We start from the raw sequence: 25706 nt of genomic DNA, 5'->3' as shown, positions 1-25706 counted from the left end.
CCTATTTAAGTTTCGCAATTGCAATGATTCTTTTATATGTTTTAAACTTTGTTGAAGATGAAAAGAGCTTTCCTAGAATAGGTACTTGGCCAAGGATAGGAAGTCTTCTTCCTGCGTTATCATCAGTTGTTAAGTCAATTTCAAACATTTGAATTGGAATTCCCTTTTCAATGAGAAAACTTGATTCTTGTGCACTCCCATTGATATACGTATCCCCATTCATTTGTCCCATTGGCCTAGTAAGTTTTGTAGCGTATTTCACTTTATAGCGATTATTTATTTTCTCTAAAAGTATCTCAATCTTAAGCCCTGCAAATCTCCACTGTGTATTATTTCCGTTGTTATTAGTCGTTGTCGTAAAGGGGATATCAGAGCCCATTTGCACTGTTGTTTTATTACTTGTACGAAGTAGAATTTTTTGTGTCGCAAGAGTTGAGACATTATAATCTGTATCTCTAAGTACAATACTTTGACTCTTTGCAAGTGCTGAAGCTCCTTCGTCAAGAAGGTCTGTAAGGCCTACGTCAACTTGATCTAGTCCGAAATTTATTTCTTTTCCGTCCATTCTTTCAATTTGGATGATTCTCATTTCTAGTTTATGGTTCAAAATATTCTCAAATCTTTGAGATAGAAAAAACTTAACCATAAGTTTATTTTGAAGTGGTTTAAGAAATTTTATATCTTTCAATATCTCTTCGTTGGTGAAACAGTGAATATCGATCTTGTTCTTTTGGCAGCGTATATCGTCATAGTAGTTTTGAAAAAAGTGGTGATGAATCTCTGCGATGATTTTCTTTGCTACTTGATCTTTTAGTTCACCTTTGAAGATAATACTCTTATTTTTACTTAACAGCGGTCGTAGGACTAGGTACTGATCAAGTGTTGTAATATCTTGGGTAATAATTAATTTATCTCCCTTGATTTCACCATTGATGTCGAAATGACGTAGATTATTTAGAGCTTCGAGCACCTTAAATTGACCAGACTTTGAAAGTACATAGAATTCGAAGGTCTTCTTGTTGCCAGAGTTTAACCATAGTGTGACAATTGAGTGACCTTGCATTTTACCTTTAATAATGAGTTTTGATTGGGCCTGTAGCGACTTGCTCGATAAAACTTCTTTATTAGATATACTGTAGTTTAAAACATTGTTTAATGAGATTTCAGTTACTTGGCCTATGCCTAGGGTAATTTGCTTCAGGCCTGTAGCGTAAATATTGAAATTTACGACTGATACTAGGCCAATGACTTTGACAAAAGGCAAGAAACTTAGTAAAAACCTATACTCGAAAACTGTTTTTAATTTAGATTTAAATATATTGAGGAGATTTATCATGGTATCAAGAACTCGTATTACAAGAAACAAGCGTAATGCTAAAAAAACAAAAATGGGTGCTAAAAGAAAAGCGCATAACAGAAACAAGGGAACTACTCCTAAGTTTAAAATTCATCTAGATTAATATTTAATTATTTTTCAGATATAGAAAGAGGGCCAAGACGTTGGCCCTTTTTTATTGTCCAAAGGTATTCTGAAGAACTCTTTTGTCTTGTCTAACAATAAATGGTTCAGCTTCCTCGCCTTTAAAACATACGTGAAGTAGGGCACTCTTATAGATGTCTTCACATGGATTCTTCTTTTTAATAAATCGGAAGTCTTCTTTTTTCACTCCATTTTTTGCCATTAACTCGTTTAAAACTTCAAACATGTGGTTCTTTTCAGAGTCATATGTATAAACAATTACTTCACGTGCTTGAATACTTGTAACTAGTAGGATTGTAATAAGGCTAAATTTCAATTTCATAAGCTCCTCCTTTGGATTTAGGTAGATCAGTAACTGGATAGGAATCTAGCTCTAAAGTCTTGTATGGAGCAATTCTATTCAAATCTGAAATAGAAATTTTTACGAGATAGATAGGTATCTCCTCATCGTTGAGTTTTTTTACGATCTTTGCCTTATTGGTGATGTGTGTTGCGCCTGCATATAGGGACACGTATTCTTCACTACCTACAAGATTAGTCATTTCATTGATTTTAAGTTTTAGAAGTCTTTCATCTTTAGCTACTGAAATATGCTTTTCTGGAACTTCCTGTACCGATGGCATTGAAAGAATGTATGTAAATATATTAGTTAGAACTAGCGCAACCCAGAATCTTAGATAAAGCGCCTTTTTCATCTTCTCTTCTTTTTCTTTGTTAAAAAGCAGAGGTGAGGAAGTTGGCTCATTATTTGATTGAGTTCCAGGTTTTGATGAAGTTTTGGATTTCTCGTTGTTTAGAATTTTCAATTTTTATCTCCAAGTTAATCATAAGAATTAATGTACTTACAAAAATTGAAGTCCATAATAGTCCTTCAATTGTTGAATACCCTTTGGTGCCATGTGCTTTGACGAGAGAGTGAAATCGTCTAAAAGTCTTCCCTCTTCTAGTTTGAATTTTAGGGTAATCACGAAAGAATGATTTTCTGATAGGTTGCTCCCAGTATAGTGAAAGGGCATAAAAGCCTTCCATTTCTTTTCAAAGACTGCAGATGTATCGAGTCTTCTCCTGATCTTCCAGAGCTTGCTTCCTAGCGGATCTGTTCTTAGAAGAGCTAAAATATTTGTTGCCTCACATTCATCTATCGTTAAGAGTTTGAAGCGTAGAAAGTATCGAAGAGCGCTTTGCATATACTGCAAGCCTTTTGCTCCATATTTCATGAATGGCTTAAGCCATGCGGCTAAAGGGAAGAACTGTGCATAAAAGATACTCTTAAGCCCTACGTTTATATAAGAAATTCTTTTATAAAATGACTTATATTCAACAATGACTTTTTTTGAGCAGATATATGACTTATTGTAATATTTTATAATTTGTAGCTCTTCATAAGAACGGGCCATATTAGAGAATATGATGGCAATAAAGGCCATAAAAAATAATATAGCGACTAAGGAAGTACTTCCTCTTTCATTTAAGTCCATTTGAAAATCCTAAGCTATGCTTCTCTCTTCGATACTTCAGGTATTTTCCATTTTTATTTTTTACAAACTTAATCCGTGTTTTTGAATCAAGCCACCTCTCAAGAGAGAGGAGACTTTTACAAGAGAATGTTTTTACTGATTTTTTATCATCATGTGATTTTATTAATGAATGTACATACGCTTGAAAAACAATACTATTTTTGCAACGATACTTTTCACTAACTGCACTGCTCACAAGAAAGACAAAAACAATTAGAGTAACGCTAAGAGCGTAAGATAGTATTTTCATGATTGTTTATTAATTTACTTTGATACTCTTTGTGATTTTATCGGATGCGTCTTCAAGTCTTTTTTGAACTCTAGTTCCGAGTGTTTTAACAGCAGTAATACAAATAATTCCAACTAGGCTTGTGATGATCATATATTCCATTACGCCTTGGCCTTTATTATTCTTTAAAATCTTCTTCATAATTTTTCTCCCTGTTAAACCTAGTTCATAAGATTTTTGGGTTTATAAAATAGAAAAAGTGCAGAGTCTTTAAGTTGAGTTAGAATGTCGGGATATATTTCACATATGAAATAAAGGATTATTTTTCCTAGTATTTTCAGCAAGTTGCTAATAATTGTGGAGAGATTAAAATATCCTTATGAACGATAAAAGTAACTTCTACGTATTTGAGAAAAAAGAAATCTTATTGGTTGTCATCTTTGTCATCCTGGTTGCCATTACTTCATTCTTCTTTGGCCTAAAGATTGGATCTAATTATGCTTTTGAAAAAGCTGGCCTTAGCAATAAGGAAGAGAAGGCGATTGTTGAGCCATTGGATGAAAAACAGAAGATTGAGCTAACATCTCCAGAAGAGGAGAAGGTTAAAGAAATAGTTCAAGATAAAGAGACCAAGAAAGTTTCTAAAGAAGAATTAAATAAGAGAATTGAAGAATCTTTAAAGCAGAAGATGGTTAATGAGTTTTCAAGTGAAAATAAAGATTTCAATGATGTTGGTGTTCAAGATACACAAGTACAAGAGGTTGTAGAAGAGAAGGTTGTAGAGCCTGTTCAGCAACCAGCTGTTGAAAGTGAGACTGTTCAAGAGTCAGCTTCTAAGACAGATGAATATACTGGAAAATACACAATTGTAGTTGGTTCATTTGAGTCAATTGATGACGCAAAAGAATTTGCAGAAGGTTTTCGAGTTCTTGGTTTTAGCCCAATTGTTAATGAAAAAGAAGTACCTGGTAAGGGAAATCGTTTTCGCGTAAGCCTTGGGGCATTTGAGAGAAGTATTGAAGCGAAGCAATATGTTAAGAAGCATCCTTCTCTTTTTGCAGGGCGTGATTATTTCTTTACAAAATTCGACTAACTCATCATTTAGAACATTTACATTTTTTATGATACGATGCCCTTATACAAATTAAGGGCATTTTTTTATGAATATTTACACACTAATTATGGCCGGTGGGAAGGGAACACGCCTTTGGCCTGAATCAACAGAATCAAAACCAAAACAGTATCTTTCACTGGTTGGAAATGAAACTTTACTTGCACAGACGCTTGAGCGTTTTGAGGAAAGTGTAGATTTGAAAAATCGCTTTATTATCACAACGCGTGATCAAGCTGAGCTAGCTATCTCTTGCTCAAAAAATCAAATTTTAGAAGAACATATAATCTATGAACCTGCGGGGCGAAATACTGCCCCTTGTATTCTCTTATCTCTTGCGGCCATTGAGGCAGCTGGGGCAAAAGATGAAGACATTATTGCAGTTATGCCTTCTGATCATGTGATCTTAAATAAGAGTGGCTTTAAATCCAGCTTTGATAAGGCCGTTAAACTATCAAGTGATACGCAAACAATTACAACAATCGGAATACCACCACATTTTCCTCACACTGGTTATGGCTATATTAAAACAAGTGAAGCTGTAGGTGATGGCTTTAAGGTTGATGAATTTGTTGAAAAACCAAATTTTGAAAAGGCTAAAGAGTATTTATCGACTGGAAAGTATGTTTGGAATGCGGGAATGTTTATGGCACCACTTGGTGTTTTTAAAGAAGAGTTCGCGGCCCACTCTGCTGAAATGTTTTCTTTCTATGAAGAATTAAAGGCATCTCTTGACGAGGAGGCCAAGCTTGAAGAAGTATATAATAAGATTCCAAAAGATTCGATTGACTATGCCATTATGGAAAAATCAAGCCGAATCAGTTTAGTAAAAGCTGAGTTTGATTGGAATGACCTTGGATCATGGGAAGCACTTGAACAAGTAGTTGACCGTGTCGAAGGAAACACTATAATTGATAGTAACGGAACTTTCTTAAAGGATGCGACAGGAAATATTATTTATGCTCCTAATAAGCATGTTTCTTTAATTAATGTTCAAGACTTAGTTGTGGTTTCAAATGATAGGGCCGTAATGATTGTGCCAAAAGATGATTCACAACGAGTAAAAGAAATTGTTCAACACTTAAAAGATAACAAACGCAAAGAATTATTATAGGAGAATTCATGGAAGTTGTTAAAAAAGTAGGCGAGTACACAATTGTAAAAAAAAGATCGGGACGTTTTGCTGTTAAAGCTGCAAATGGAAAGTTCGTAAACAAAGAAGAAAAAGTTAAAATTCTTCTAGATGCTGGTCTTATTACAGCTCCAGCTGTTAAGGTTGAAGAGCCTGCTGTAGAAGAAACTCAAGAAGAAGCAGTACAAGAATAGTATAAATAAAAAAGGCTCCTTATCGGAGCCTTTTTTTATAAGTAATTTGGTCTTTGATCATACTCAATCGGATCTTCAATTCCTGCCTTCTGAAAGCCTCTAAGCCTTAGAGCGCATGAATCACAAACTCCGCAAGCTTTATCTCCTCGAGCATAACAAGAATAAGAAAACTTAAGTGGTGCACCTAGGTCGACCGCTTTTTGCACAATCTCATTCTTTGCCATATCAATTACAGGAGTGATGATCTCAATATCACCATCTTTAGTTCCTTGCTTGATTAGCTCGTTATATGCAGCGTAGTAGCTTGGGCGACAGTCTGGGTATCCAGATGAGTCTTCGTTAACTGCACCAATATAAATATTCTTTGCACCAACAACTTCTGACCAAGAAACGGCCATTGCGATGATGTGAGTATTTCTAAAAGGTACGTAGCTATCAGGGATTTCTTCTGAATCACCTTTATATTGTTTTACATCAATTCCATCATCAGTTAGAGAGCTTCCACCAATCTGCTTTAGAAATGAGACATCAATTACTTTACGTAGAGATTTATCGACTCCGTAAAAGTCAGCGATTTTTTGGAAACAATCCAATTCACGTTCTTCTGTTTTTTGTCCGTAGTTAAGGTGAAGAAACGCAAGGTTTTCATGTTTCTCATTTGCAATTGCAGCACAAACTAACGAATCCATACCACCACTAACTAATACAACTGCAAGTTTATCACTTTTCAAAATATAACTCCTAATCTACTGACTTATAGTCCTTCGGCCGTTTCGTTAATAAATGCCAGGATTTCGTCAGTAACTTTTTTTGCCTTTGCTTTTTTCTCAGCTAGACTTCCTTCTTTTTCTTGAATCATAATATAGAACTTAATTTTCGGCTCAGTTCCTGAAGGACGAAGGTAGAGGCGGTTTCCATTTTTGAAGTGGTAACCAATTACGTTACTTACTGGATAATCCAGTTTCGACTCTTCATTAGACTCAAGGTTTTTCACAATACCTGTTTGATAATCTTCTATAGCTTGAATCTCTTGTCCGCACAAGCTTGTAGGAGCTAAGTCTCTAAAATGACTCATGATTCGTGTAATTTTTTCGGCCCCTTCTTTACCCTGATAAACAAGATTTAGGAGAGTTTCCTCACTAAAGCCAAATTCTTCGTAAATTTTATCGAGGGCCTGAATAAGGTTTAGCCCCTGTTTTTTGAAGTATAGAGTTACTTCAGACATAAAAGTAATTGAAGCAACACCATCTTTGTCGCGAACAAAATTATGCGGAAGATATCCAAAAGACTCTTCTGTTCCAAATAGGAAGTTTGCCGATGGATCTTCTTTTTCTATTTTATTCATTAGTCCACAAATCCACTTAAATCCTGTTAGTGTCGAGTAAGATTTTACTCCGTACTTATCAGCGATTAATTCTTGGAGTGGAGTTGTTACAACTGTTTTCACAAAATATGGGTTTGCTGGCATTGTGCCATTTTCTTTAAGATTGTGAAGCATGTAGTACAGCATTAGGATTCCGATTTGGTTTCCGTTGATATACTGAATCTCTCCTTCATGCTCAAATGCAACTCCAAGTCTATCTGTGTCTGGATCAGAGCCAAATGCTATATCTGCACCAGTTTCTTTCATAAGATCGACTGCCATCTTCATTGCCGAAGCATTTTCTGGGTTAGGTGAGCTTACTGTTGGAAAAGCTGAGTCTGGTTGTGCTTGCTCTTTAACAACTTCAACATTAGTAAAGCCAAGCTGTGCCAGAGCTGTCGTACAAGGAATTAATCCTGTTCCGTGAATAGGCGTGTAAACGATCTTTAAATCGTTACCGAATTCTTTACACATTTCAGGGTTAACTGTTTTTGAGAGGATGTCGTTATAGAAGCTTTGTTCAACGTCTTCTCCAACCCATGTGATAAATCCTTCTGATTCAGCTTGAGAAAATACCATGAATTTCACAGCATCGTATGAAGTAATATCATAGTAGCGATTGATAATATTTTTATCGTTTGGAGGAGTAACTTGCGCTCCATCATTCCAATAAACTTTGTAACCATTGTATTCTGGAGGGTTGTGAGAAGCTGTTACCATAACTCCTGCTTGACACTTATGGTACCTAACAGAGTATGAAAGCATTGGAACAGGATTTAGTCTTTTATAGATATAAGACTTAATTCCATTGGCCGCCATAACGCTACAAACTTCTTTGGCAAATTCAAAAGAGAATTTACGTGAGTCATAGCTTACAGCAATTGATGGATTTGTGATCCCAGTTTTAGAGCTGTGATCTAGTACTTCTCCAGCAAGGGCCTGCGTTGCACGGCGAACTGTATATTTATTAATACGATTATTTCCGGCACCAAGAATTGAGCGAAGCCCACCTGTTCCGAATTCGATATCTTTATAAAATCTTTCTTCGATCTCTTTCATATCATCAGCGTCAATTAGCTTTTGAATCTCTTGACGTGATTCCTCATCAAAGTATGAGTTATTTGCCCATTGAGCTGCTTTTTCAAGGCTCGTTGTCATTTCAGTATTCTCCTGTGAAATTTATATTTGAGTATCTTGTGCTATATTCTCAAATCTAGTAGACTTAGGCAAAATATAATCAATGAAATATTGTGTTGTGTGTTAATAAAATCAAGGAGTTAACATGGCAAATAAAGAAATGAAACATAAAGAAAATGTTGCTGGAAAGTGGTATTGCACAGATCCAGATGATGATAACGGCGAAGGATGCATTGCATGTAACGTATGTTACACAGGTGCTCCAGACTTTTTTGCTGAAGATGAAGATGGAAATGCATACGTTGTTAAGCAACCATCAACACCTGAAGAAGAAGAGCTATGCCAAGAGCAAATGGATGCTTGTCCAGTTGCTTCAATTGGTAATGATGGCTAATTAATTTAATTAGAATTTCATATCAAAAGAAATATAGGCAGAGGTGCGGTTGTAATCGATACCTCTGTCTTGCGTTGAGTGATTTAACTCCATAGTCACAGTAGCATTCTCAAATACCCCAAATGACCTTTTTGCACTGAAGTCAACTTCACCTTGAGCATTGATAACAGTTCCAGTTTTAATTATCGTTTTTCCTTGGAATCTGAAATCATTTGCAATCGTTGCCGTCTGATTAGTGTCGTAACTCATATCGGTTTCAATATCAAAATTTCTAAACTCTGGAGAAGCAACAGTTACTCCTGCTAGAAAGTAGCCGTCAGCTTTGGCCAAGGCCCTTGCTGTCGACTTCCCTTGATGTTTTAAGTCTAGGTTGATTTGTTGGCTATCTGAAGAGATATCGGCATTGCCATCAATTGTAATATCATCACTGTAGCGATTAGAAAGATTAAGGTTTAATTGCTGCTTGTTTGGCTTGATATTAATTTCACCGTTTAGCGTTGTGTCTTCAGTTAGCTTACTGTTGAGGTTAACGTTTATTCTTTGCTTTTGGTCATTAATCTCGACCTTGCTTGTAAGTTTAGTATCTTCTCCAAGCTTACTCTCTGTCTCCATCTCAATTAATGTTAATGAAGTAGGAACATAATAACTCTGCTCAAGTAGCAGTGCTTTATTAATCTTAACTTTTCCAATGAAGGTATCGTATTCTTGATCCTTAACTAGACTCATTTCAGAATCATAATTTGTCTCAAGAGTTACACCTTCAGGAATATTTCTTTCAACATCTGTAGGCTTTGTTGGATCAACAAAAGTGTCATGTGGGTAGTAGATTTGAAAGTATGGTTCTTGATCTTTTATAAAGACTACTTTGATAAAAATATCTTCGCCAACTTCGTCTTGAGATCGAAACCAAGTTATTCTAGTTAGTGTTCCTGAACGAGGAGCAATTGATAGGGAAGAGAATTCACTAAGAGCAATATCTGAAGTAAAAACTAGTTCGAAGTCATCAAAATCTCTTGTGTTATAGCGCTCTTTTCCGCTGTCAAAATCACTTTTAAGACAGCTAATTTCTCCAACCTTATCAACAGTTTCGATATAAGTTGCGATGGCCTTAAGTTTTAGTGCTTTTTGTTTGACCTTAATACTCGGTTCTTGAGAATTTTCATTGGCCTTGGCCACGATATCTGAAATATTAGAAGCGAGCTCGGCGATATCTCTACACTCGATACACAACTCTGAGGCCCCACTGTTATGCCTAGGAATATCGTCAGAAACAGCATCTTCATGCCTAACTGGAATATATTTAGGTGACTTTGATTTTGAAATTCTTACGATATCTTTGACAAGATCCTTGGCCTTGATTTGCTTGCCATTAACTTCTATCTCTTCCTTAAAAAAACTAGGCTCTATGGCCAAAGCATTGACTACGACAGAGAAAGTGAGAATAGAGATAGCAAATCTATATAAAAACACAAATTCTTATCGGTGGCAGTTTAGAAAAAGTTTACGAAAATGGTAAATTATTTTAAGTGTCTTAAAATTTCAGTACTTGCGCACCTTTGCCGACAGGAATAAAATAAGGTAGATCACATTTACAAAGGAAGTTTCATGAATCCAACAAATCTACAGCTCGTAGGGACGATTCTATTTGCATGTGCAATTTTGCACACATTCTTAGTTTCTAAAATTCAACATTTAGCTCACAAGTATCCAGAAGGATCAATGATGGAGAACCTTCTTCACTTCTTAGGTGAAGTAGAAGCGGTATTCGGAATGTGGGCAGCTGCATTTATTGTGTACTATAGTGCTACACAAGGATTTGCAGTTTATGATAGCGCACACCAAGTTGTTGGTGGAGCACTTAAATATCTTGAGAAAGATGTTAACTACACAGAGGCCGCATTCGTATTCGTTATTATGTGTATGGCGGGGACGAGACCAATTATTATGCTTGCAGAAAAAATCATTGGGATGATTGCAAAACTTATCCCAATGCCTGGTAAAATGGCATTCTACGTTTCAGCTCTTATTATCGGGCCGATTCTAGGATCTTTCATTACTGAACCTGCTGCAATGACAGTTACTGCTCTTATCCTTTTAGACTACTTCTTCTCAGACGAGAAAATGAGTTTAAAATTTAAGTATGCAACGATTGGTCTACTTTTTGTAAACGTTTCAATCGGTGGAACTCTTTCTCACTTTGCTGCACCTCCTGTTCTAATGGTTGCTTCAAAATGGCACTGGGGATTTGTTCACATGATTACAAACTTTGGTTACAAAGCAACAATTTCGATCATTATTGGAACTCTTATAATTGCTTTCATGTTTAAAGATGAACTACAAGGTAAACTTGAAATTAAACAAAAGCATGAGAATTGGATGGCACCAACTTGGTGGATGACTTTAATTCATATCATCTTCATGGGATTAGTTGTTTTCTCTGCTCACCATATGGTTTTCTTCCTAGGTTTATTCCTATTCTTCCTAGGTTTCACAACTGTTACAAAAGAGTACCAAGACGAAATCAAGTTAAAAGAATCACTTCTTGTAGGTTTCTTCTTAGCTGGTCTTGTTACACTTGGTGGACAACAAGGTTGGTGGCTACAACCAATTCTATCTAAACTTGGTGACTTTGTTCTTTTCGTAGGTGCAACTTCACTTACTGCTATTACTGATAACGCTGCTCTTACATATCTAGGAACACTTGTTGATCTAACTGATTCTGCAAAGTATAACCTAGTTGCAGGTGCTGTTGCCGGTGGTGGTTTAACTGTTATTGCTAACGCTCCAAACCCAGCTGGTTTTGGTATCCTTAAAGGTACTTTTGGAAAAGATGGGATTAACCCAGGTAAGCTTCTTCTTGGAGCACTTTTCCCAACAATCCTTGCAATGGTTATGTTTCAAATTCTTCCAAATTTAGCGAAGTAGAAATACAAAGGGCCTCAGATGAGGCCCTTTTTTATAGATCAACTACCCAGTTAAATGGGTCTTCAATTGTTTTTTCTTGGATACCTAGAAGTGTTTCACGAAGCTCTTTTGACACTGGTCCAAACTCTTCTTGAATATTATAAAATTCACCAGACTCTTCATGTAAAGAGCAGATTGGGGTGATGATTGCGGCCGTTCCGCAAGAGAAGCACTCAGTACATTTCTTAGACTTAATATCTTCAATTAATTCATCAATGCTAATCTTTCTCTCGACAACTTTGTAACCCTTGTGACGTGCAATATCGATGAGTGAACGACGAGTAATTCCATCTAGGATTGTCTCAGTCAATTCTGGAGTGTGAATTTCACCATCAATTACAGCAAAGAAATTCATTCCACTTAATTCTTCAATCGATTTACGATCAGTTGCTGATAACCATAGTGTTTGGTGTAGTCCAAGTTTTAGTGTTCTTACACCTGCGTTAAGAGCACCGGCGTAGTTACCACCAGTCTTTGCCGTTCCCATTCCTCCTTGGCACGCACGAATCATATTTCTTTCAATTAAAAGCTTATAGCTTCCTCCTGAAAAGTAAGACTCAACAGGTGAGGCGATTACCATGAAAAGAAATTCTTCACTTGGCTTAATTCCTAGATTGTTTTCTGTGGCAATCATGAATGGCCTAATATAAAGAGATTCACCACCACGTTTCGGAATATAGTTTTCACCCATCTTTGTGACTGTATTTACAGCTGCAGTAAAGATATCTTTTGGTACTTCTGGCATGGCCATACGTCTTGCTGAGTGATTAAAGCGTTTGAAGTTTTCTAGTGGCCTAAAAAGGTTTGGGCCATTGCCCTTAAAATTATAGGCTTTCATTCCTTCAAAAATTTCTTGTCCATAGTGAAGAACTTTACAAGTTGGATCGAGTTCTAATTTACCATAAGGCTTGATCTCAAGCTCTCCCCATTCTCCACGTTTATACTCACAAGTCGCCATAATCGGTAGTAGGACCTTTCCAAATCCCACGTGATCAGGCATTGAAAAATTCTCAATTGCTTTCTTTGCGCTATCTAAAATAATCATTCGAATTCCTTACTCTTATTTGCAGTGGTAACCAAGTCCGTAAACTTTCCAAGTGTTTCCTTCGTTTACAGATTCTTTGATCCAGATAGTGTCTCCACCCTCATCAGCAACTAAGTTGACGGCATGGTTAACAGCAAGATCCTTGATACCATTTTCATTTTCACCAACGACATTTGTAAAAGGCTTACAGCTTTTATGACGTGGCTTTTGATATGTTACTTTTACTTTCTCTCCAGCTGGAGTTAGTTTTGTTTTTGAAACAGCACAACTAGATAGAATTAATATCATAATAATATTTTTCATTATTCCTCCATGATTTTTAGTTATACTAGCAAAATTGCAACGATGTTGCTTAGGTTTGTGCGTCAATTTTATCTTTTGACGAGTTTGGTGAATTAGAATATTATTTTTCTACTTTAAGACACTTGTAGGACTATAGCTCAGTTGGTTAGAGCGCTACCTTGACATGGTAGAGGTCTGCAGTTCGAATCTGCATAGTCCTACCATCTTTGATACTTTCAATTACATTGCTTGATGATTTAGTTTGCTGATACCGATATCAAATCAGCGCCAAAACATGCCTTTGGGCATCTTTTGATCGCAGGTTGTAAAGTTCGAATCTGCATAGTCCTACCATCTTTTTCTCAATCTATTTATTGATTCGCTTCTCTTAAAGGCCTTCTCTTAGGCTTAGACTCTGTTTTTTCAATTGTATCCTGATTGCTCGTTGATGCGTTAACGAATGTCATTGTAAACGTTGATCCAATACCATCAATATTATTAAAGGCCTTTATATTTCCTCCGTAGAATTTCATATATTTTTTTACAACTGGAAGGCCAAAACCTGACCCTTCTTCGCCATGAGTTCCTTCGCGGTGAGTTTCATTAGTGAATGAGAAGAGGCTTTTTATCATTGACTCTGGGATTCCTATTCCTTGGTCTGTTATATCCACACGGATAACTGAGTTTAGATGAGTTACCCTGACAACAACTTCAGATCCTTCTGGTGAAAACTTTGATGCATTAGTTAGAAGGTTACTAAAGACGCTGTGGCATAGTGACGAAGGCTCTGCCATGGCCTGGATACTGTGGTCATCAAATTCAACACGGATATGTTGACTCTTTTTTTCTAATCTTTTTCGGATAAGCTGAATTGAATTTTCAATAGATTCTTTTAATGGAACAGGCTCTAACTTTATATTTGATTTGCCTGACTCAATGGATTGTATTTTTCGAATATGTTGAATCAGTTCTGCCATATTTTCGATAACTCCGCTGACACGTCCTAGGTTTTGCAAGATTCCGTCTTTGTCTTTCATGGCAAGTAGGGAAGAGTCGCTTAGTAGAGAAAGGAGAGTTGTTGAGTTCGATAGATCGTGAAATAAAACGGAGAGTAAATGTTGTTTTTCTTCGAGCCTTCGCGAAAGGTCGCGACCTTCAACTTCAAGCTGTTTAATCTTAATGGCCTGATGAGTAATAACCATAATAGAACAGAGAATTAATATCATCAGCAGACTTACGAGATAGATCACTTTCTTTCCTTAAAAAACGTTTTTCTTAAAACTTCGTATTTTATGAAACCAATTAATTTTGTAGGATTTTAGCTAGCTTTATTCTCATAACCAAGTTTGAGAAGGTAAATTTAACTTAAATTAAGAATGTTTTTTCACATTTCACTGGGCCTTCCTTTAAACAGAAACGTGACTGATGATTGGAATTCAAGTAGACTTGCTGGAATGAAAGACTATCTTAATAAAAAGTTAACATCGCTGGTAATGACGCAGTTTGTTCACTACTGGTACTACTATATTGGGGCATTCATTTGTCTCTATCTAACTCACAAGATTCAAAGTGAACTTCCTTTTATTGCAAAAGATTTAGCGGAGAAAATTTCAAAAGGAATTTCTATTCCAGTGGGACATCTTTTCTTATTGGCCTTAGGAATTATTGTTTTTAGAACATCTTCGCGACTTCTCTTTTTCTATCCGGCCCGTGTCTTACAAAAGATCTTACGCTTTGATCTCATGAAGAAATTAGAAAAAGTGAGTCCTTCTCGTTATAAAGAATACCCGAAAGGTCAAATCTTTCAAATTATTGGTGGAGATCTTGAGCACGTAAGAGCATTAATTGGTTTCGCTCTTTTACAAATTGCTAATATCATCATTGCTCTTTCGATCCTTGTTCCAAAGCTATTAAGTTTCAACAAAGAGCTGTTTATTGCGCTACTACCGATGCTTGTGGCGTTTGTTCTCTTCAGTGCAATTGTTTCAACGAACCGTAAATTCTATCGCCAAACACAAGACCTTCAGGGTGATGTTCAAAATATCATTATTGAAACTTACGCAGGTAAAAAGACAATTAAAAACTTCCATGCGGAAAAAGCATTTATTGATCTCTTTGCTAAGAAGTCAATGGAAGAGCTTGAGAATTTTTATGAGGCAGGCAAGCGTGTTGGCATCTCTATCCCACTTATGCCAACTGGAGTTGGTCTTTCATTAATTTGGGGTGCCTATATCATTTTTACGCAACAGCTTGGTGCATCTTCACTGATTTTATTCTCAGGTTTTGTTTATCTATTTTTAGAACCAATTATGTTCCTCGCTTGGATTGGAGTTGTCTTCACTCGCTCTGCTGGAGCGTGGGCAAGAGTAAGAGAGCTTGTTGCTGTACTTGATAAAGAGAGTGAACTTGAGACAATGCTTAAAAGAGAATTTTCTTTTAAAGAAAAAGAAGAGTCTTTTGAATTACAGCTTCCATTTTGGGACAACGATATCAATTTAAAAATTTGGAAAAATACAAAGAATGCAATTGTCGGAAAAACTGGATGTGGAAAGTCTGAGTTACTCGTTAAAATTTCTGAGGTTTTAAAGATCCAAGAAAGAAGTACGAGTTATGTCGCTCAAGATCCGTATCTTTATAATGGAACAATTCTAGAAAACTTATCCCTGGGTAGAGACTTCAATGAAGAACAACTAGCGAAAGCTTATGATCTACTGAAGATCTTTGGACTCGATTACTTAGCTTCAGATCGCAAGAGTTTGTTTAACCTTGTTGTTGGAGAAAACGGAAAGAGATTATCTGGTGGACAAATCAAGCGAGTCTCTTTGATTAAGTCATTACTTTTTGAAAGTGAGTTTATTATTTGGGATGACCCTTTCTCATCAGTTGATGTCGTGCTTGAAAGAGAAATTTTGAATCAGCTCAATGCTATGAATATTTTTGAAGGTCGCACGCTCATTATGTCGACACACAGGTACACGACAGCGGTTCAATGTGATCACTTAAGTTTAATCTGTGAAAGTGAAGGCTTAAGAGAAGAGTCAAGTGTTATCGATTTTACACAAAAACAAGAAGGAGGAATTTATGAGCACTTTAGAAAACAACTCATCTAAATTCCTAGTATATAAAGGAAGTGGTAAGTATTTATTAAGCATGGTTGTATGTCTTATTATCTCAAGTGCTCTTGGTGCAGCACTACCACAATTAATCGCAAAACTTACTGCAAATTATGAAGTCGAAGAGGTTTATCGTCAGACTCTTGGAATTATGACATTTATCTTTTTGGCAACGGCCTTAAACCGTGCTGTTTATAACCTGATTATTAATCGTTATGTTGTAGGCCTTGTTCAATTCGTCCGCACTCATTGCTATGGTAAGTGGCTTTCAAGTGTGGAGCTTCAAACATCGAAAGAAAACCGCAATGATCGCTACCCTCAAGGAGAGGTCTTAGCGCGTATTATGAGCGATACGGAAAGCTTAAGGGAGCTTGTTACTTCTGGAACTTTTGGAATTGTCATTGATATCTTCTTCGTAGTTGCTTCTCTGATCAGTTTTGTAAGCTTAAATGCAATTGCCGGAGTGTATCTTGCAGTAATCCAATTTGGAGCCTGCTTTATTTTAATTTGGTGTTCTAAGTATATGCGTGCAGTTTTCTTAAGCGTGAGAAATTCACGTGCAAAACTTTACCGTGTTGTTGCGGATCTTATTGGCGGTGTTCGTGAGAATTACTACAATCCTGCAGATCAGTATACATCGAAGAAATCCTTATTTGTCTTTGATGAATTTCTTAAAAAGATCCTATCTTCAAACGTTTGGGACGCATCATACTACTCATTTGCCGAGTCTCTTTTTCCAGTCTTCTTAGCTTGCGCAATCTTTATCATTCCAAATAGTGGTATTACTCAAGTCGCATTGATCTTTGCTCTAATTGATTTAATTCAGCGCTCGATTAATCCTATTAAAGATGTCTCTTCGAAAGTTGCAAATATTCAAAGAGCAGCAACAGGAGTAGGGCGTATTAATGAATTTCTTGTTGATTTAGACAAGGAGAAGTCTTCAGATATCAATACAAAAAGACGCCAGTATGATGTTGAAAAGATGCATATTGAAATCCAAAAATTTACGTATCCAGCTAAAGGTGAGAATTCAACACCCTTTACTTTAGAAGATATCTCTTTTGATTGTCGCCAAGGTGATCTTATTGGGATTGTCGGATTATCTGGAAGTGGAAAATCGACTCTCTTAAATATCATGGCCGCTAATATTATTCCTGATGAAGGGAAGGTATTTGTTGAAAATCATAGCGGAGTTAAGAAAGAGTATAATTTTGATTATATTGATGACTTCAACGAGTATCGTGAATTGATTGGGATTGTTTCGCAAGATTCGCATATCTTTTCAGAAACAGTTGAATTTAATATTACGATGGGGCAAGCAGGTTTTGGAAGTTTTGATGCTTTCTGGAGTGAAGTTTGTGAACAGATTTCTTATCTATCGAGATGGGGAATAAAGCCTGATACAGTCCTTGATCAAAATGAAATCTCACTTGGTCAAAAGCAGCTTATATCGGCGATTCGCTCTTGTTACTTAAAGAAGCCTATTGTTCTATTCGACGAAATTTCTTCTTCATTAGATAGTGATCTTGAAGAAGCTCTACGTAAAATGATTCTCTTTGTTCAAAAGCAGGCCGTTACAATTATCGTGGCCCATCGAGTTGAAACAATACTTGATGCCCAACAGATTCTTGTTATGGAAGGTGGAAAAATTATTGCAAAAGGTGTCCATGAAGAATTGAAAAATAGTTCGCCGCAATATGATCTCTTTGTGAAGCAATTATCGAATTGACAAAAAAATGACGTGAACACTAATGCATTATTTCTCTTTTTTACATATAATTAGTTTAAATTGATGTAAGGAGATCATTATGTTTAAAAAATCCAAGCTAGCACTTGGCCTAGTTGCTATTTCTGCAATTGGACTAGTTGCATGTACGAGCGAAGTAAATTCAAAACCAAATTTCTTATTTAAAAAGGCACCAAATGCCACTGCAGTGATTAAGTTCAATGGCAAAGAAGTTAGTCATGATGAGCTTTTTAAAGGCTCAGAAGCAGAGTTATATGAAGCCCAATTAAAAGTATATGAACTAAAACTAGGTAAAGTTAAGGCCTATCTTTTAGAGAATTTTAAAAATGAAGACCCTGCAAGAAGTTCAATGACAATGGAGCAATTCATTGATGTTGTTATTGCTAAGGACGTAAAAGTATCTGATAAAGAAATTAACGAGTTTGCAAAAGAAAGAAATATTCCTGATGTAAATCCTCAGTTAAAAGCTAGAATTGTAGACTTCTTAAGAAACTCGAAAAAGCGTGAAGCTATCGAAGCATACTTAACTAAGAAAACGAAGAATAGCCCAGTTGAAATTTACTTAGAAAGACCTAAAAGACCACGTTTTGAAATTCCTGTGACAGGAAAAGAGCCAATGTTTGGTGGAAAGGATGCGGCCGTAGTTATTACTGAATATTCGGATTTCCAGTGTCCTTACTGTGCTAAGGGTGTTGAGATCATGAATCAGATCAAGAAGACTTACGGTAATAAGGTTAAAATTGTATTCAAGAACTTCCCATTAAGCTTTCATAAAGATGCGGCCAAAGCTGCTGAAGCGGCACTATGTGCAAATGAGCAAGCTGGTGATAAATTTTGGAAACTACACGATTCAATGTTTGCAGATCAGTCAGGACTTTCTGTTGCTGGACTTAAGTCTAAAGCAAAGACAGTTGGTTTAGATCAAAAGAAATTTGATGAGTGTCTTGATTCTGGACGTATGAAAGCAGAAGTTGATGCTACAGTTAAAGAAGGGATTGACGTTGGTGTACAATCAACTCCAACTTTTTATGTGAACGGTATGCTAATTAATGGTGCACAACCATTTGAAGTATTTAAAGAGCTTATTGATTCAGAATTAGGTAAATAATTCGCATAATACATTATAAAAATAGTCGGAAAGACAGATAATTAAGAGGCCGGGGCATTTATTCCCGGCCTTTTTATATTGTGCATAATTGATAGAATAGAGGGGGTATATAATATCTTATTGCATCTAAATCGGAAAAAATATGGACGTTAGAGATTATTCAAAGAGACTTTCACAACACCGCGAGAACTTTCAGCAGACAATTGATGAGCAGAGAAAGAATTATAAACGTGAAGTAGGTGAGTTAAAAGACACTCAAGAATATCGCTTAAATAAGCAGCGTCAATCCTATGATAACTCACTTAATAAAGTTGAAGAAAGGCAAGATCGATTCAGAGAAACGGCCACGGAAGATACAAAAAGAAAAATTGAAGAACAACAAAAAAATTATTTAAGTAAGTTAGATGGAAATAAGCGTGAGTTCGAACGCGATCGTAAGGATATTAAGGATCAATTCGATACACGTTTTAAAAATATTCGCGAAGCCTATGAGTCAAAAACATTGGCAGAAAATTCGAATATGGATCATCGTCTCTCATCACAACAAAGAAGATTCGATTCAACTATGGGCAAGATGAATGACCACTTCAATGAGACAATTGATAAGGTTTACCGTGACGCTCGTGATACGGCACACGATCATGAGTTAGAAACAAAGCAAGATCGCCGTCAGTTGATATCAAATTATGAAAATGAAATCAGGGATCAATTAAAAGAAAGTGGTGAGAAACGCGCACGTCTTTATGAAAGATTTAATGATGATGTTGATAGCTTAAGAAAGAATCATAAGGGTCGAGAAGAGTCTCTTAAAGACTATCAAGAGCAGCGCATTTCAGATATGACTGCTCAAAAAGATAAGCAACTTGCTGAAAACCAAAAAAGTTTCAAGAGTTCTATTGAAGAGATCAATGATCGAAACTCAAGAAAAAGACAGGTGGAGCAAAGAGATTCTTCGCAAAATGCAAAGGATCTTGAGAATCGTCATGCGAAGGAATTATATCGAGCAAGACGAGAGATGAATCAGAAGTTATCTGGTGGAAGTCGTGAAGATGTCTTCAACGATAAGTTAGAGCAAACGGAAAGGGGATATGAGACACGTATTAAAAATATTCGTGATCAAATTGATACGGATCGCTTTAATGCTGATATCCAAGAAAGACGTCGCTCACAATCAACAAAAGAAGCACTTCGTTCTCAAAAACAAAAATCATCTGAGTATATTGCTGATCTTGAAAAAGATATGGCCAAGTTTAAGAGTGATACTCTAAGTGATATTAATATTGAGCTTAATAAAGATGTTGAAGAGCTACAAGGTAACTTCAAGCGCCAAGTAAAAGAAAAAGAGCTAGAAGCTTATAATGATAAAGAGCAATCAAAGAAAATTCTTGAAAGACAAAGAGCACAGTTTGGCGAGACAGTTCAAAAAATGAGTGATCGAAATACGGAAGCTGTTTCTCAGATGCAGGCAGACTTTGCGGATGAATCAAAGAAATTTATTCAAGATACTCATATGAAGCATTCTCAAGAGATGCAAGAAGCAAAAGAACACTTTATTGAAAGTAAGGATAAGCTTGCTAAGTCACTAACACAGAAGATCGAACAATTAGAAGAAACAAACGATAAGTTAATCTCTTCTTATGAATCAAAGTTAAACAGACTTAAGAAAGCAAATGCAAAAGAGATTGAAAGAATTCGATTAACTCAAAGTCTAGAGTCTAATCAACTAAAAGAAGAAACGAGAAATGCAATAGCATTGAAAGATCGTGAAAATCACAGTAACCTAGCTAACTTGAGAGGTGAGTTCGATAAGAGGCTATCTCAGGTTAAACAAAGAGCAGACATTCAAGTTAAAAGAATGGTAGAGTATTATGAAGATATGATTGCTCGAGAAAGAGATGAGTCACAGAGAAAGTATGTTTCCAAAGTTACTGAACTTGAGAATCAATACAATACTCTTTATGAGAACTCAAAACTTGAAAGATCAAATCTAATTAATCAGTATGAAAACCGTATGGAAGAAATTCGTGCGGCAAATGCTGAAGCTTTAGAAGAGAGATCGAGTGAAATTCGTGGCGGTATGTTTACGGATCAACAAGAGTCTCGTAAAGCTTAATTATTAAAAAAAGAAAAAGCTTATAAAAATTCAGGGAGAGATAATGGGAATGGGCAAAGTCCGTCGTGCTAAAATTGTTGCGACATTAGGGCCGTCATCAAATACTGTAGAAATGATTGAGAAATTAATCATTGCAGGAGTAAATGTAACAAGAGTAAATATGAGTCACGGTACTCATGAAGCTCATGCCCAGCTTATTTCAAATATTCGTCAGGCTTCAAAAAATATTGGAAGAGAAGTAGCTGTTCTTATTGACCTTCAAGGTCCAAAGATTCGTACAGATAAACTACCTAATGGATTACAACTTAAAAACGGTGAAACTTGGGTTATTGGACCATCTTCTAAACAAGCGGACTATCCTGAATATAAAGACTGCTATATCCCTACTATCTATGAAAAACTTGTTGATGATTGTCACGATGGTGCAAGAATTCTATTTGATGATGGAAAGCTAATTGCGAAAGCGATAACACGAGATCGTGATGTTTATAAAATTGAAGTTATCGTTGGGGGAGAGCTAAAGTCTAATAAAGGGATTAATCTTCCTGATTGTGAAGTATCTGCTCCTGCATTTACTGACAAAGATGAAGCAGACTTAATGTTTGCTCTAAAACATAATATTGATTATATCGCTCTATCTTTTGTACGTAAGAAAGAAGATATTATGACGGTAAAGGCCTTACTTCATAAATTAAAAGTTAGAGTGCCAATTATTTCTAAGATCGAAAAACCTCAAGCATTAGATAATATTGAAGAAATCCTAGATGTTACTGATGTTATTATGGTAGCTCGTGGAGATATGGGTGTTGAAGTTGGAAACCATTTAGTTCCTTCAATCCAAAAAGAGCTCATTCAAAAATGTAATGACCGCATGATTCCAGTTATTACTGCAACACAGATGCTTGAGAGTATGACTGATGCTCCAACTCCGACTAGAGCAGAGGCAAGTGATGTTGCAAACGCTATCTGGGATGGAACTGATGCTGTAATGCTATCTGGAGAATCTGCATCGGGGATGTATCCTGTTGAAGCCGTGCAGATGATGAATGATATTATTTTTGAAGCGGAGAAGACTCCTAAAGAGCGTCCGCTGTTAAGAAATATTGACTTGTCTTCAGTGAACTCATCTGTAATGGTTGCCGCTTCAATGATTGCAGAAAAAGTTGAAGCAAAGAGAATTCTGGCCGTAACAGAAGGTGGAAATTCTTGTCGTAAGGTTTCGATGTTTAGGCCGCAAACTCCTGTTGCTGGTGTAACTCATAACCTTCGTACAGCAAGACGTATTTGCTTATACTGGGGAGTTTACCCATATCTTGTTGATGAAGAGGTACAAGATACTGGCTCATACGTTAAGTATGTTGTTAACCAGGCAAAAGAGAGAATGGGTCTTTATAATGGTGACAAAGTTGTTGTGACGCTAGGTGATGGGAAGATCTTCTCGAAAGGATATTCTAACTCTGTTAAGGTTGAGATTATCAAAGAAGCTCCTCACGAAGATGCTAATAAAGATACTTTTGAAGTTGCAGAAGATAAAAAAAAAAGAATCCTGCTAGATCATAATATCTGCTCTACTTGTCAGAATTGTGTTTCAATTTGCCCTCATGAGATTTGGGTTGCAGATAAGAAGACAAAACTGACAAAGCTTAATAAGGATCAAATTGGACACTGTACGCTTGATTACGAATGTATTCGAGTCTGTCCAACTGGTGCAATTGAGATTATCGACAAGTCATGATCAAAAAAGACGACATTCAAAATATTTTAAGAACTCTAGATCTTGAAGTTTGGGGTGTCGTCACTGAATCTAAACCTAAATCATTAGAACGTTTCAAAGCTTGGATTAAAGATGGACTTCATGGCGCTCTTGGCTACCTCGCCGATGAACGCGCTATCAAAAGAGAAGATCTCAAAAATTATTATCCTGATATTAAGTCAACACTAGTTATCGCTTTTGATTATTCTCACATAGCTCGTAGTGCAAAGAAGTTTTATGAGAGTGGTGAGAGCAACGGGCTTAAAATAGCTAATTATGTAGTAGGCTTCAAGGGGCGCGATTATCACTATGAAGTGAGAGATAAGCTTCAAGCAATTGGAGAAGAGTTGCAGAAGCTAGATCCTGAGCTAGATTTTAAGTTCTCTCTTGATACCCAACCAATTCTAGAGCGCGACTTTGCCTATCAGTCAGGGCTAGGTTGGTATGGAAAGAATTCCATGCTAATCAATCGCCACATTGGAAGCTACTTTATCATTGGCTCACTTCTTTTAAATAAGGAATTAGAAGCACCTAGTGACAAGTTTGAAACAGATCACTGTGGCCAATGTACTCGTTGTGGTGATGCTTGCCCAACTGCTGCCATCGATATTGAAAAGAGAACCATCATTGCTGATAAGTGTATTTCAACTTTCACTATTGAACATTTTAAAGAAGTCTTTCCTCCAAGTGGGATCGAAAATGCAAATGGTGAAATCTTCGGTTGTGATATTTGTCAGGATGTATGTCCATGGAATAGGCGACTGGAAAGAAAGCTTGAGGCCGACTCAACTGCCTTCAAAGAAAATGGGAAACAATTCATCGACTTCTTTTTAATGAGACCCCTAGAAGATATCTTCTGCGATCTGGAAGAAATGAGTAATCGTGAATACCGTCGTATCTTCAAAGGTACTCCACTTGAACGTACTGGAAGAGTGGGAATGCTTAAGAACCTAAGGCTTTATTTGAAGCTAAAGTAGCCCAATCCTCTTTGCATGCTTCTTGATAAAACTTCCGGCCATATCTGGAAGATGGTGGCCAAGCTTACCTGGCTTCTCCATTGTCACAGTATTGCCAAGGTTCTCTAAAATCTTTGCAAAGTTTTCCATTCCTTCTTTTCCAACAACCACATCATCTTCCCCTGAGATCAGATGCACTTTGTGTCCTGTTAGAGTTAGGTGAAACTTTTGATCTTTGATCCAAGGAAACATAATTTCTGGTGCTAAGTGTTTTGAGACAAGTTCCGCTCGTGCTTTAACTGTCGCTTGGTAAAATGGCGTATCAAAAACGTGTGTGACACCTTCTGGTGGGACACCAAAGCCAACGCCACAGTGGTGTACGTCAAAGCCTTCAAAGTAGTTATTTTGAACTGCAAGAATTGAAGTCAGGGCACCTAGAGAGTGACCTCCAACGAGAAGTTTATTTTGTTGAGAAGGGTAAGCTTCTTTTAATTTATTTAGTGCATGGATAAATAATATCGGCGCGTCATTTTTGAAGTCCTCAAAAGATGCCACGTCATGAAATGAGCCAGTAAAATGACCTGGTTGGTCAAGGATTACTGTTGGGATTCCGTCATCACAAAGCTTTTGTGCCCATGAGAAAATACTGATCTTGTGAGATGTGTAACCATGAGTAAAAATGGCGTATCCCGTATCTTTTAGCTTCTCACTAGGAGGTCTAAAGAGTAGGGCATTAACCGTTGTTGATCCTTGAGTTAAAATAATTTTATCGATGCTTAAAAACTTTTCATTCATAGCAAACATAATAATTAAAGATATCTCAAATTAAAATTAAAAAACTTTTTAATTTTCTATTGACGAAAGAAACATAAACCATTAATTTAATGGAACCAAATCATTTATGCCCTGATAGCTCAGTTGGTAGAGCAAAGGACTGAAAATCCTTGTGTCCGTGGTTCGAATCCGCGTCGGGGCACCATAAAAAAGCTACTTCTTTGAAGTAGCTTTTTTTTTGCCTTTTTTTCACCTTATCGTACTAAAATAAGTTCATGCAAAAAGTTTTTACCGTTTTTGAAGAGCACGGCTTGGGCCTGGAAAGGGATAACAAAGTTCGTCTTGTTGATCATAATAATAAATGGCGTGATGTCTTCAAGTTTGAATCTAAACGAATCGCTGATTCATTAAATATTAATTCGTTAAAATTACACCACTGCGGAAGCACTGCAATTCCAAATATTGTCGCAAAACCAATAATCGATATCGTTGGTGAGACTTCTTGTTTAGAGGAGTTAGACAAAAAGAAAGAGTTACTTGAGAAGCTCGGTTACGAATATAAAGGTGAATATGGGATCGAAGGTAGGAGATATTCTGTTCTCTATAACTTCGAAAAGACAAAAGGCTTTTGTCATCTTCACATCTTTGAATCAGGTAGTAAGGAACTTAAAGACCATATTATTTTTAAAGATTATCTTATTTCCAATCCAAGTGCAGCATTGAGATATGAAGAGCTTAAAAAATCTTTGGATATACCAAGAAGTGAATACTCAAATGCAAAAACAGAGATTATCTCAGAGCTATTAGAAGAGGCATATAAAGAAAGGAGTTCACTTTATGAGGACAAAAGAATTATATAACCCATTGGTGGGTTTTCTTATTGGCGAGTGGGATAATATTAGCTTTGAAATTTCAAATGGAAAAGAAGTCAAAAGAGAAGTTTATCCTGAAACGATGGTTGGTAAGAGTGAGCATGTCATTACTATCACGGCGCATGGGTTTAGAGACGGAAAAGATTTAACTAAGGATATGTGCCTAGAAGTTAAAGGTGAAAAAGTTATCATGTCACAAGGGCCTTTCAGAGCAGAGGGGATTGTTAAGGGGAATGTATATTATCTAGAGGGGAAGCATGAGGAGATGATTTTTAAGTTTAGGCTTTATACTATGGGAGATAAGTATGTTTTTCATAGAGAAACATGGAAAAATGGAAATATTCAACAAATGGATATGTCTTATCTTGTAAGAAAGAAGTAGTATGAAGTTTTTTTACCTTGCGGATGAGTATATTAAATCT

Annotated in this window: 25 protein-coding genes, 2 tRNA genes and 1 pseudogene; 16 read left to right on the top strand and 12 right to left on the bottom strand. The window is 36.4% G+C overall.

Annotation, left to right across the window (positions count from 1 at the left end; all coding sequences use genetic code 11):
• Position 1: 1 nt before the first annotated feature.
• From ACMAYL_RS11400 to ACMAYL_RS11380, 5 genes are all read right to left on the bottom strand, one after another.
• Positions 2-1264, bottom strand: coding sequence for a hypothetical protein (locus ACMAYL_RS11400; RefSeq protein WP_412471103.1), 1263 nt, complete (start codon positions 1262-1264; stop codon positions 2-4).
• A gap of 247 nt (positions 1265-1511) precedes the next feature.
• On the bottom strand, positions 1512-1802 hold the full coding sequence (locus ACMAYL_RS11395; RefSeq protein ID WP_103218018.1) for a hypothetical protein: 291 nt from the start codon (positions 1800-1802) through the stop codon (positions 1512-1514).
• Positions 1786-2286 (bottom strand): hypothetical protein, encoded by a 501-nt coding sequence (locus tag ACMAYL_RS11390; RefSeq protein ID WP_103218017.1) that lies wholly within the window; start codon positions 2284-2286, stop codon positions 1786-1788. Before ACMAYL_RS11390 ends, ACMAYL_RS11395 begins: the two co-directional genes overlap by 17 nt.
• Positions 2287-2322: 36 nt before the next feature.
• On the bottom strand, positions 2323-2907 hold the full coding sequence (locus ACMAYL_RS11385) for a hypothetical protein (RefSeq protein WP_393099611.1): 585 nt from the start codon (positions 2905-2907) through the stop codon (positions 2323-2325).
• Positions 2908-3256: 349 nt separating this feature from the next.
• Positions 3257-3427, bottom strand: a complete 171-nt coding sequence (locus tag ACMAYL_RS11380) for a Flp family type IVb pilin (protein WP_021268293.1) — start codon at positions 3425-3427, stop codon at positions 3257-3259.
• Positions 3428-3605: 178 nt separating this feature from the next.
• Here ACMAYL_RS11380 and ACMAYL_RS11375 point away from each other — a divergent pair, with 178 nt between their 5' ends.
• The 3 genes from ACMAYL_RS11375 to ACMAYL_RS11365 all read left to right on the top strand — a co-directional run bounded on the left by ACMAYL_RS11375 (position 3606) and on the right by ACMAYL_RS11365 (position 5663).
• A complete protein-coding gene (locus tag ACMAYL_RS11375; protein WP_412463158.1) occupies positions 3606-4319 on the top strand; it encodes an SPOR domain-containing protein in 714 nt (237 codons plus the stop codon).
• A gap of 67 nt (positions 4320-4386) precedes the next feature.
• The gene (locus ACMAYL_RS11370) at positions 4387-5451 is read left to right on the top strand and encodes a mannose-1-phosphate guanylyltransferase (protein ID WP_103218013.1); all 1065 of its coding nucleotides are present in this window, start codon (positions 4387-4389) and stop codon (positions 5449-5451) included.
• A gap of 8 nt (positions 5452-5459) precedes the next feature.
• On the top strand, positions 5460-5663 hold the full coding sequence (locus ACMAYL_RS11365; protein ID WP_103218012.1) for a hypothetical protein: 204 nt from the start codon (positions 5460-5462) through the stop codon (positions 5661-5663).
• A gap of 35 nt (positions 5664-5698) precedes the next feature.
• Here ACMAYL_RS11365 and queC read toward each other — a convergent pair whose 3' ends face one another.
• Both queC and ACMAYL_RS11355 read right to left on the bottom strand, forming a co-directional pair.
• A complete protein-coding gene (queC, locus tag ACMAYL_RS11360; RefSeq protein ID WP_103218011.1) occupies positions 5699-6394 on the bottom strand; it encodes a 7-cyano-7-deazaguanine synthase QueC in 696 nt (231 codons plus the stop codon).
• Positions 6395-6417: 23 nt separating this feature from the next.
• Complete coding sequence (locus ACMAYL_RS11355) at positions 6418-8184, bottom strand: phospho-sugar mutase (RefSeq protein WP_412471102.1); 1767 nt, start codon at positions 8182-8184, stop codon at positions 6418-6420.
• Positions 8185-8308: 124 nt separating this feature from the next.
• Between ACMAYL_RS11355 and ACMAYL_RS11350 the strand changes: the two genes are divergently transcribed.
• Complete coding sequence (locus tag ACMAYL_RS11350; RefSeq protein ID WP_103218009.1) at positions 8309-8557, top strand: ferredoxin; 249 nt, start codon at positions 8309-8311, stop codon at positions 8555-8557.
• A gap of 9 nt (positions 8558-8566) precedes the next feature.
• Here the strand turns inward: ACMAYL_RS11350 and ACMAYL_RS11345 are convergent, their stop codons facing one another.
• A complete protein-coding gene (locus tag ACMAYL_RS11345) occupies positions 8567-10027 on the bottom strand; it encodes a hypothetical protein (protein WP_412471101.1) in 1461 nt (486 codons plus the stop codon).
• A gap of 135 nt (positions 10028-10162) precedes the next feature.
• On the opposite strand from ACMAYL_RS11345, the gene ACMAYL_RS11340 reads away from it, so the two are divergent.
• Positions 10163-11482, top strand: coding sequence for a putative Na+/H+ antiporter (locus ACMAYL_RS11340; protein ID WP_103218007.1), 1320 nt, complete (start codon positions 10163-10165; stop codon positions 11480-11482).
• 31 nt (positions 11483-11513) lie between these two features.
• Here ACMAYL_RS11340 and ACMAYL_RS11335 read toward each other — a convergent pair whose 3' ends face one another.
• Together ACMAYL_RS11335 and ACMAYL_RS11330 are read right to left on the bottom strand one after the other, a co-directional pair.
• Positions 11514-12566, bottom strand: a complete 1053-nt coding sequence (locus ACMAYL_RS11335) for a branched-chain amino acid aminotransferase (protein WP_103218006.1) — start codon at positions 12564-12566, stop codon at positions 11514-11516.
• Between the two features lie 15 nt (positions 12567-12581).
• Positions 12582-12869 (bottom strand): hypothetical protein, encoded by a 288-nt coding sequence (locus ACMAYL_RS11330; protein WP_103218005.1) that lies wholly within the window; start codon positions 12867-12869, stop codon positions 12582-12584.
• Between the two features lie 126 nt (positions 12870-12995).
• On the opposite strand from ACMAYL_RS11330, the gene ACMAYL_RS11325 reads away from it, so the two are divergent.
• Positions 12996-13072 (top strand) — tRNA-Val (locus tag ACMAYL_RS11325).
• 147 nt (positions 13073-13219) lie between these two features.
• On the opposite strand, the gene ACMAYL_RS11320 is transcribed toward ACMAYL_RS11325, so the two are convergent.
• Positions 13220-14098 (bottom strand): sensor histidine kinase, encoded by an 879-nt coding sequence (locus ACMAYL_RS11320; protein WP_412471100.1) that lies wholly within the window; start codon positions 14096-14098, stop codon positions 13220-13222.
• Positions 14099-14266: 168 nt separating this feature from the next.
• Here ACMAYL_RS11320 and ACMAYL_RS11315 point away from each other — a divergent pair, with 168 nt between their 5' ends.
• The 7 genes and pseudogenes from ACMAYL_RS11315 to queG all read left to right on the top strand — a co-directional run bounded on the left by ACMAYL_RS11315 (position 14267) and on the right by queG (position 23659).
• A complete protein-coding gene (locus ACMAYL_RS11315) occupies positions 14267-15958 on the top strand; it encodes an ABC transporter transmembrane domain-containing protein (protein ID WP_412463154.1) in 1692 nt (563 codons plus the stop codon).
• Positions 15930-16715: pseudogene (locus ACMAYL_RS11310) on the top strand (ABC transporter transmembrane domain-containing protein); the annotation flags it as partial. The gene ACMAYL_RS11315 and the pseudogene ACMAYL_RS11310, both read left to right, overlap by 29 nt.
• A 228-nt stretch (positions 16716-16943) precedes the next feature.
• Positions 16944-17690: an ATP-binding cassette domain-containing protein gene (locus ACMAYL_RS11305; protein WP_370446912.1), complete on the top strand. Its 747-nt coding sequence runs from the start codon at positions 16944-16946 to the stop codon at positions 17688-17690.
• 79 nt (positions 17691-17769) lie between these two features.
• Positions 17770-18816, top strand: a complete 1047-nt coding sequence (locus ACMAYL_RS11300) for a DsbA family protein (protein ID WP_412471099.1) — start codon at positions 17770-17772, stop codon at positions 18814-18816.
• 142 nt (positions 18817-18958) lie between these two features.
• Positions 18959-20929, top strand: coding sequence for a hypothetical protein (locus tag ACMAYL_RS11295; protein WP_412471098.1), 1971 nt, complete (start codon positions 18959-18961; stop codon positions 20927-20929).
• 43 nt (positions 20930-20972) lie between these two features.
• Complete coding sequence (pyk, locus tag ACMAYL_RS11290) at positions 20973-22664, top strand: pyruvate kinase (protein ID WP_103217999.1); 1692 nt, start codon at positions 20973-20975, stop codon at positions 22662-22664.
• Entirely contained in the window at positions 22661-23659 is a 999-nt protein-coding gene (queG, locus tag ACMAYL_RS11285) for a tRNA epoxyqueuosine(34) reductase QueG (protein ID WP_412471097.1), read from the top strand. Before pyk ends, queG begins: the two co-directional genes overlap by 4 nt.
• Here queG and ACMAYL_RS11280 read toward each other — a convergent pair.
• Entirely contained in the window at positions 23651-24433 is a 783-nt protein-coding gene (locus ACMAYL_RS11280; RefSeq protein WP_412471096.1) for an alpha/beta hydrolase, read from the bottom strand. The two genes, queG and ACMAYL_RS11280, sit on opposite strands and share 9 nt — an antisense overlap.
• Before the next feature lie 108 nt (positions 24434-24541).
• Here ACMAYL_RS11280 and ACMAYL_RS11275 point away from each other — a divergent pair.
• The 3 genes from ACMAYL_RS11275 (at position 24542) to ACMAYL_RS11265 (ending at position 25666) form a co-directional block, all read left to right on the top strand.
• Positions 24542-24617: transfer RNA gene (locus tag ACMAYL_RS11275), tRNA-Phe, on the top strand.
• Positions 24618-24687: 70 nt separating this feature from the next.
• Positions 24688-25272 carry a GrpB family protein gene (locus ACMAYL_RS11270; RefSeq protein WP_412471095.1) on the top strand — a complete coding sequence of 195 codons (585 nt, stop codon included), beginning with the start codon at positions 24688-24690 and terminating at the stop codon, positions 25270-25272.
• Positions 25250-25666 carry a hypothetical protein gene (locus ACMAYL_RS11265; RefSeq protein ID WP_392992458.1) on the top strand — a complete coding sequence of 139 codons (417 nt, stop codon included), beginning with the start codon at positions 25250-25252 and terminating at the stop codon, positions 25664-25666. Before ACMAYL_RS11270 ends, ACMAYL_RS11265 begins: the two co-directional genes overlap by 23 nt.
• Positions 25667-25706 lie beyond the last annotated feature (40 nt).

Source organism: Halobacteriovorax sp. RT-2-4 (assembly GCF_047085445.1).
GTDB lineage: Bacteria > Bdellovibrionota > Bacteriovoracia > Bacteriovoracales > Bacteriovoracaceae > Halobacteriovorax_A.
Note: the sequence above shows the minus strand (reverse complement) of the source record. Positions and strands in the feature narration are given on the sequence as shown.

Excerpts from the sequence above, each read along its gene's own strand:
- ACMAYL_RS11280 (WP_412471096.1), bottom strand. The coding sequence starts at position 24,433 with ATGAATGAAAAGTTTTTAAGCATCGATAAAATTATTTTAACTCAAGGA.
- ACMAYL_RS11350 (WP_103218009.1), top strand. The coding sequence starts at position 8,309 with ATGGCAAATAAAGAAATGAAACATAAAGAAAATGTTGCTGGAAAGTGG.
- ACMAYL_RS11375 (WP_412463158.1), top strand. The coding sequence starts at position 3,606 with ATGAACGATAAAAGTAACTTCTACGTATTTGAGAAAAAAGAAATCTTA.
- ACMAYL_RS11380 (WP_021268293.1), bottom strand. The coding sequence starts at position 3,427 with ATGAAGAAGATTTTAAAGAATAATAAAGGCCAAGGCGTAATGGAATAT.
- queG (WP_412471097.1), top strand. The coding sequence starts at position 22,661 with ATGATCAAAAAAGACGACATTCAAAATATTTTAAGAACTCTAGATCTT.
- ACMAYL_RS11340 (WP_103218007.1), top strand. The coding sequence starts at position 10,163 with ATGAATCCAACAAATCTACAGCTCGTAGGGACGATTCTATTTGCATGT.
- ACMAYL_RS11270 (WP_412471095.1), top strand. The coding sequence starts at position 24,688 with ATGCAAAAAGTTTTTACCGTTTTTGAAGAGCACGGCTTGGGCCTGGAA.
- ACMAYL_RS11300 (WP_412471099.1), top strand. The coding sequence starts at position 17,770 with ATGTTTAAAAAATCCAAGCTAGCACTTGGCCTAGTTGCTATTTCTGCA.
- ACMAYL_RS11365 (WP_103218012.1), top strand. The coding sequence starts at position 5,460 with ATGGAAGTTGTTAAAAAAGTAGGCGAGTACACAATTGTAAAAAAAAGA.
- ACMAYL_RS11330 (WP_103218005.1), bottom strand. The coding sequence starts at position 12,869 with ATGAAAAATATTATTATGATATTAATTCTATCTAGTTGTGCTGTTTCA.
- ACMAYL_RS11370 (WP_103218013.1), top strand. The coding sequence starts at position 4,387 with ATGAATATTTACACACTAATTATGGCCGGTGGGAAGGGAACACGCCTT.
- pyk (WP_103217999.1), top strand. The coding sequence starts at position 20,973 with ATGGGAATGGGCAAAGTCCGTCGTGCTAAAATTGTTGCGACATTAGGG.
- ACMAYL_RS11305 (WP_370446912.1), top strand. The coding sequence starts at position 16,944 with ATGCATATTGAAATCCAAAAATTTACGTATCCAGCTAAAGGTGAGAAT.
- ACMAYL_RS11295 (WP_412471098.1), top strand. The coding sequence starts at position 18,959 with ATGGACGTTAGAGATTATTCAAAGAGACTTTCACAACACCGCGAGAAC.
- ACMAYL_RS11265 (WP_392992458.1), top strand. The coding sequence starts at position 25,250 with ATGAGGACAAAAGAATTATATAACCCATTGGTGGGTTTTCTTATTGGC.
- ACMAYL_RS11335 (WP_103218006.1), bottom strand. The coding sequence starts at position 12,566 with ATGATTATTTTAGATAGCGCAAAGAAAGCAATTGAGAATTTTTCAATG.
- ACMAYL_RS11395 (WP_103218018.1), bottom strand. The coding sequence starts at position 1,802 with ATGAAATTGAAATTTAGCCTTATTACAATCCTACTAGTTACAAGTATT.
- ACMAYL_RS11355 (WP_412471102.1), bottom strand. The coding sequence starts at position 8,184 with ATGACAACGAGCCTTGAAAAAGCAGCTCAATGGGCAAATAACTCATAC.
- ACMAYL_RS11385 (WP_393099611.1), bottom strand. The coding sequence starts at position 2,907 with ATGGCCTTTATTGCCATCATATTCTCTAATATGGCCCGTTCTTATGAA.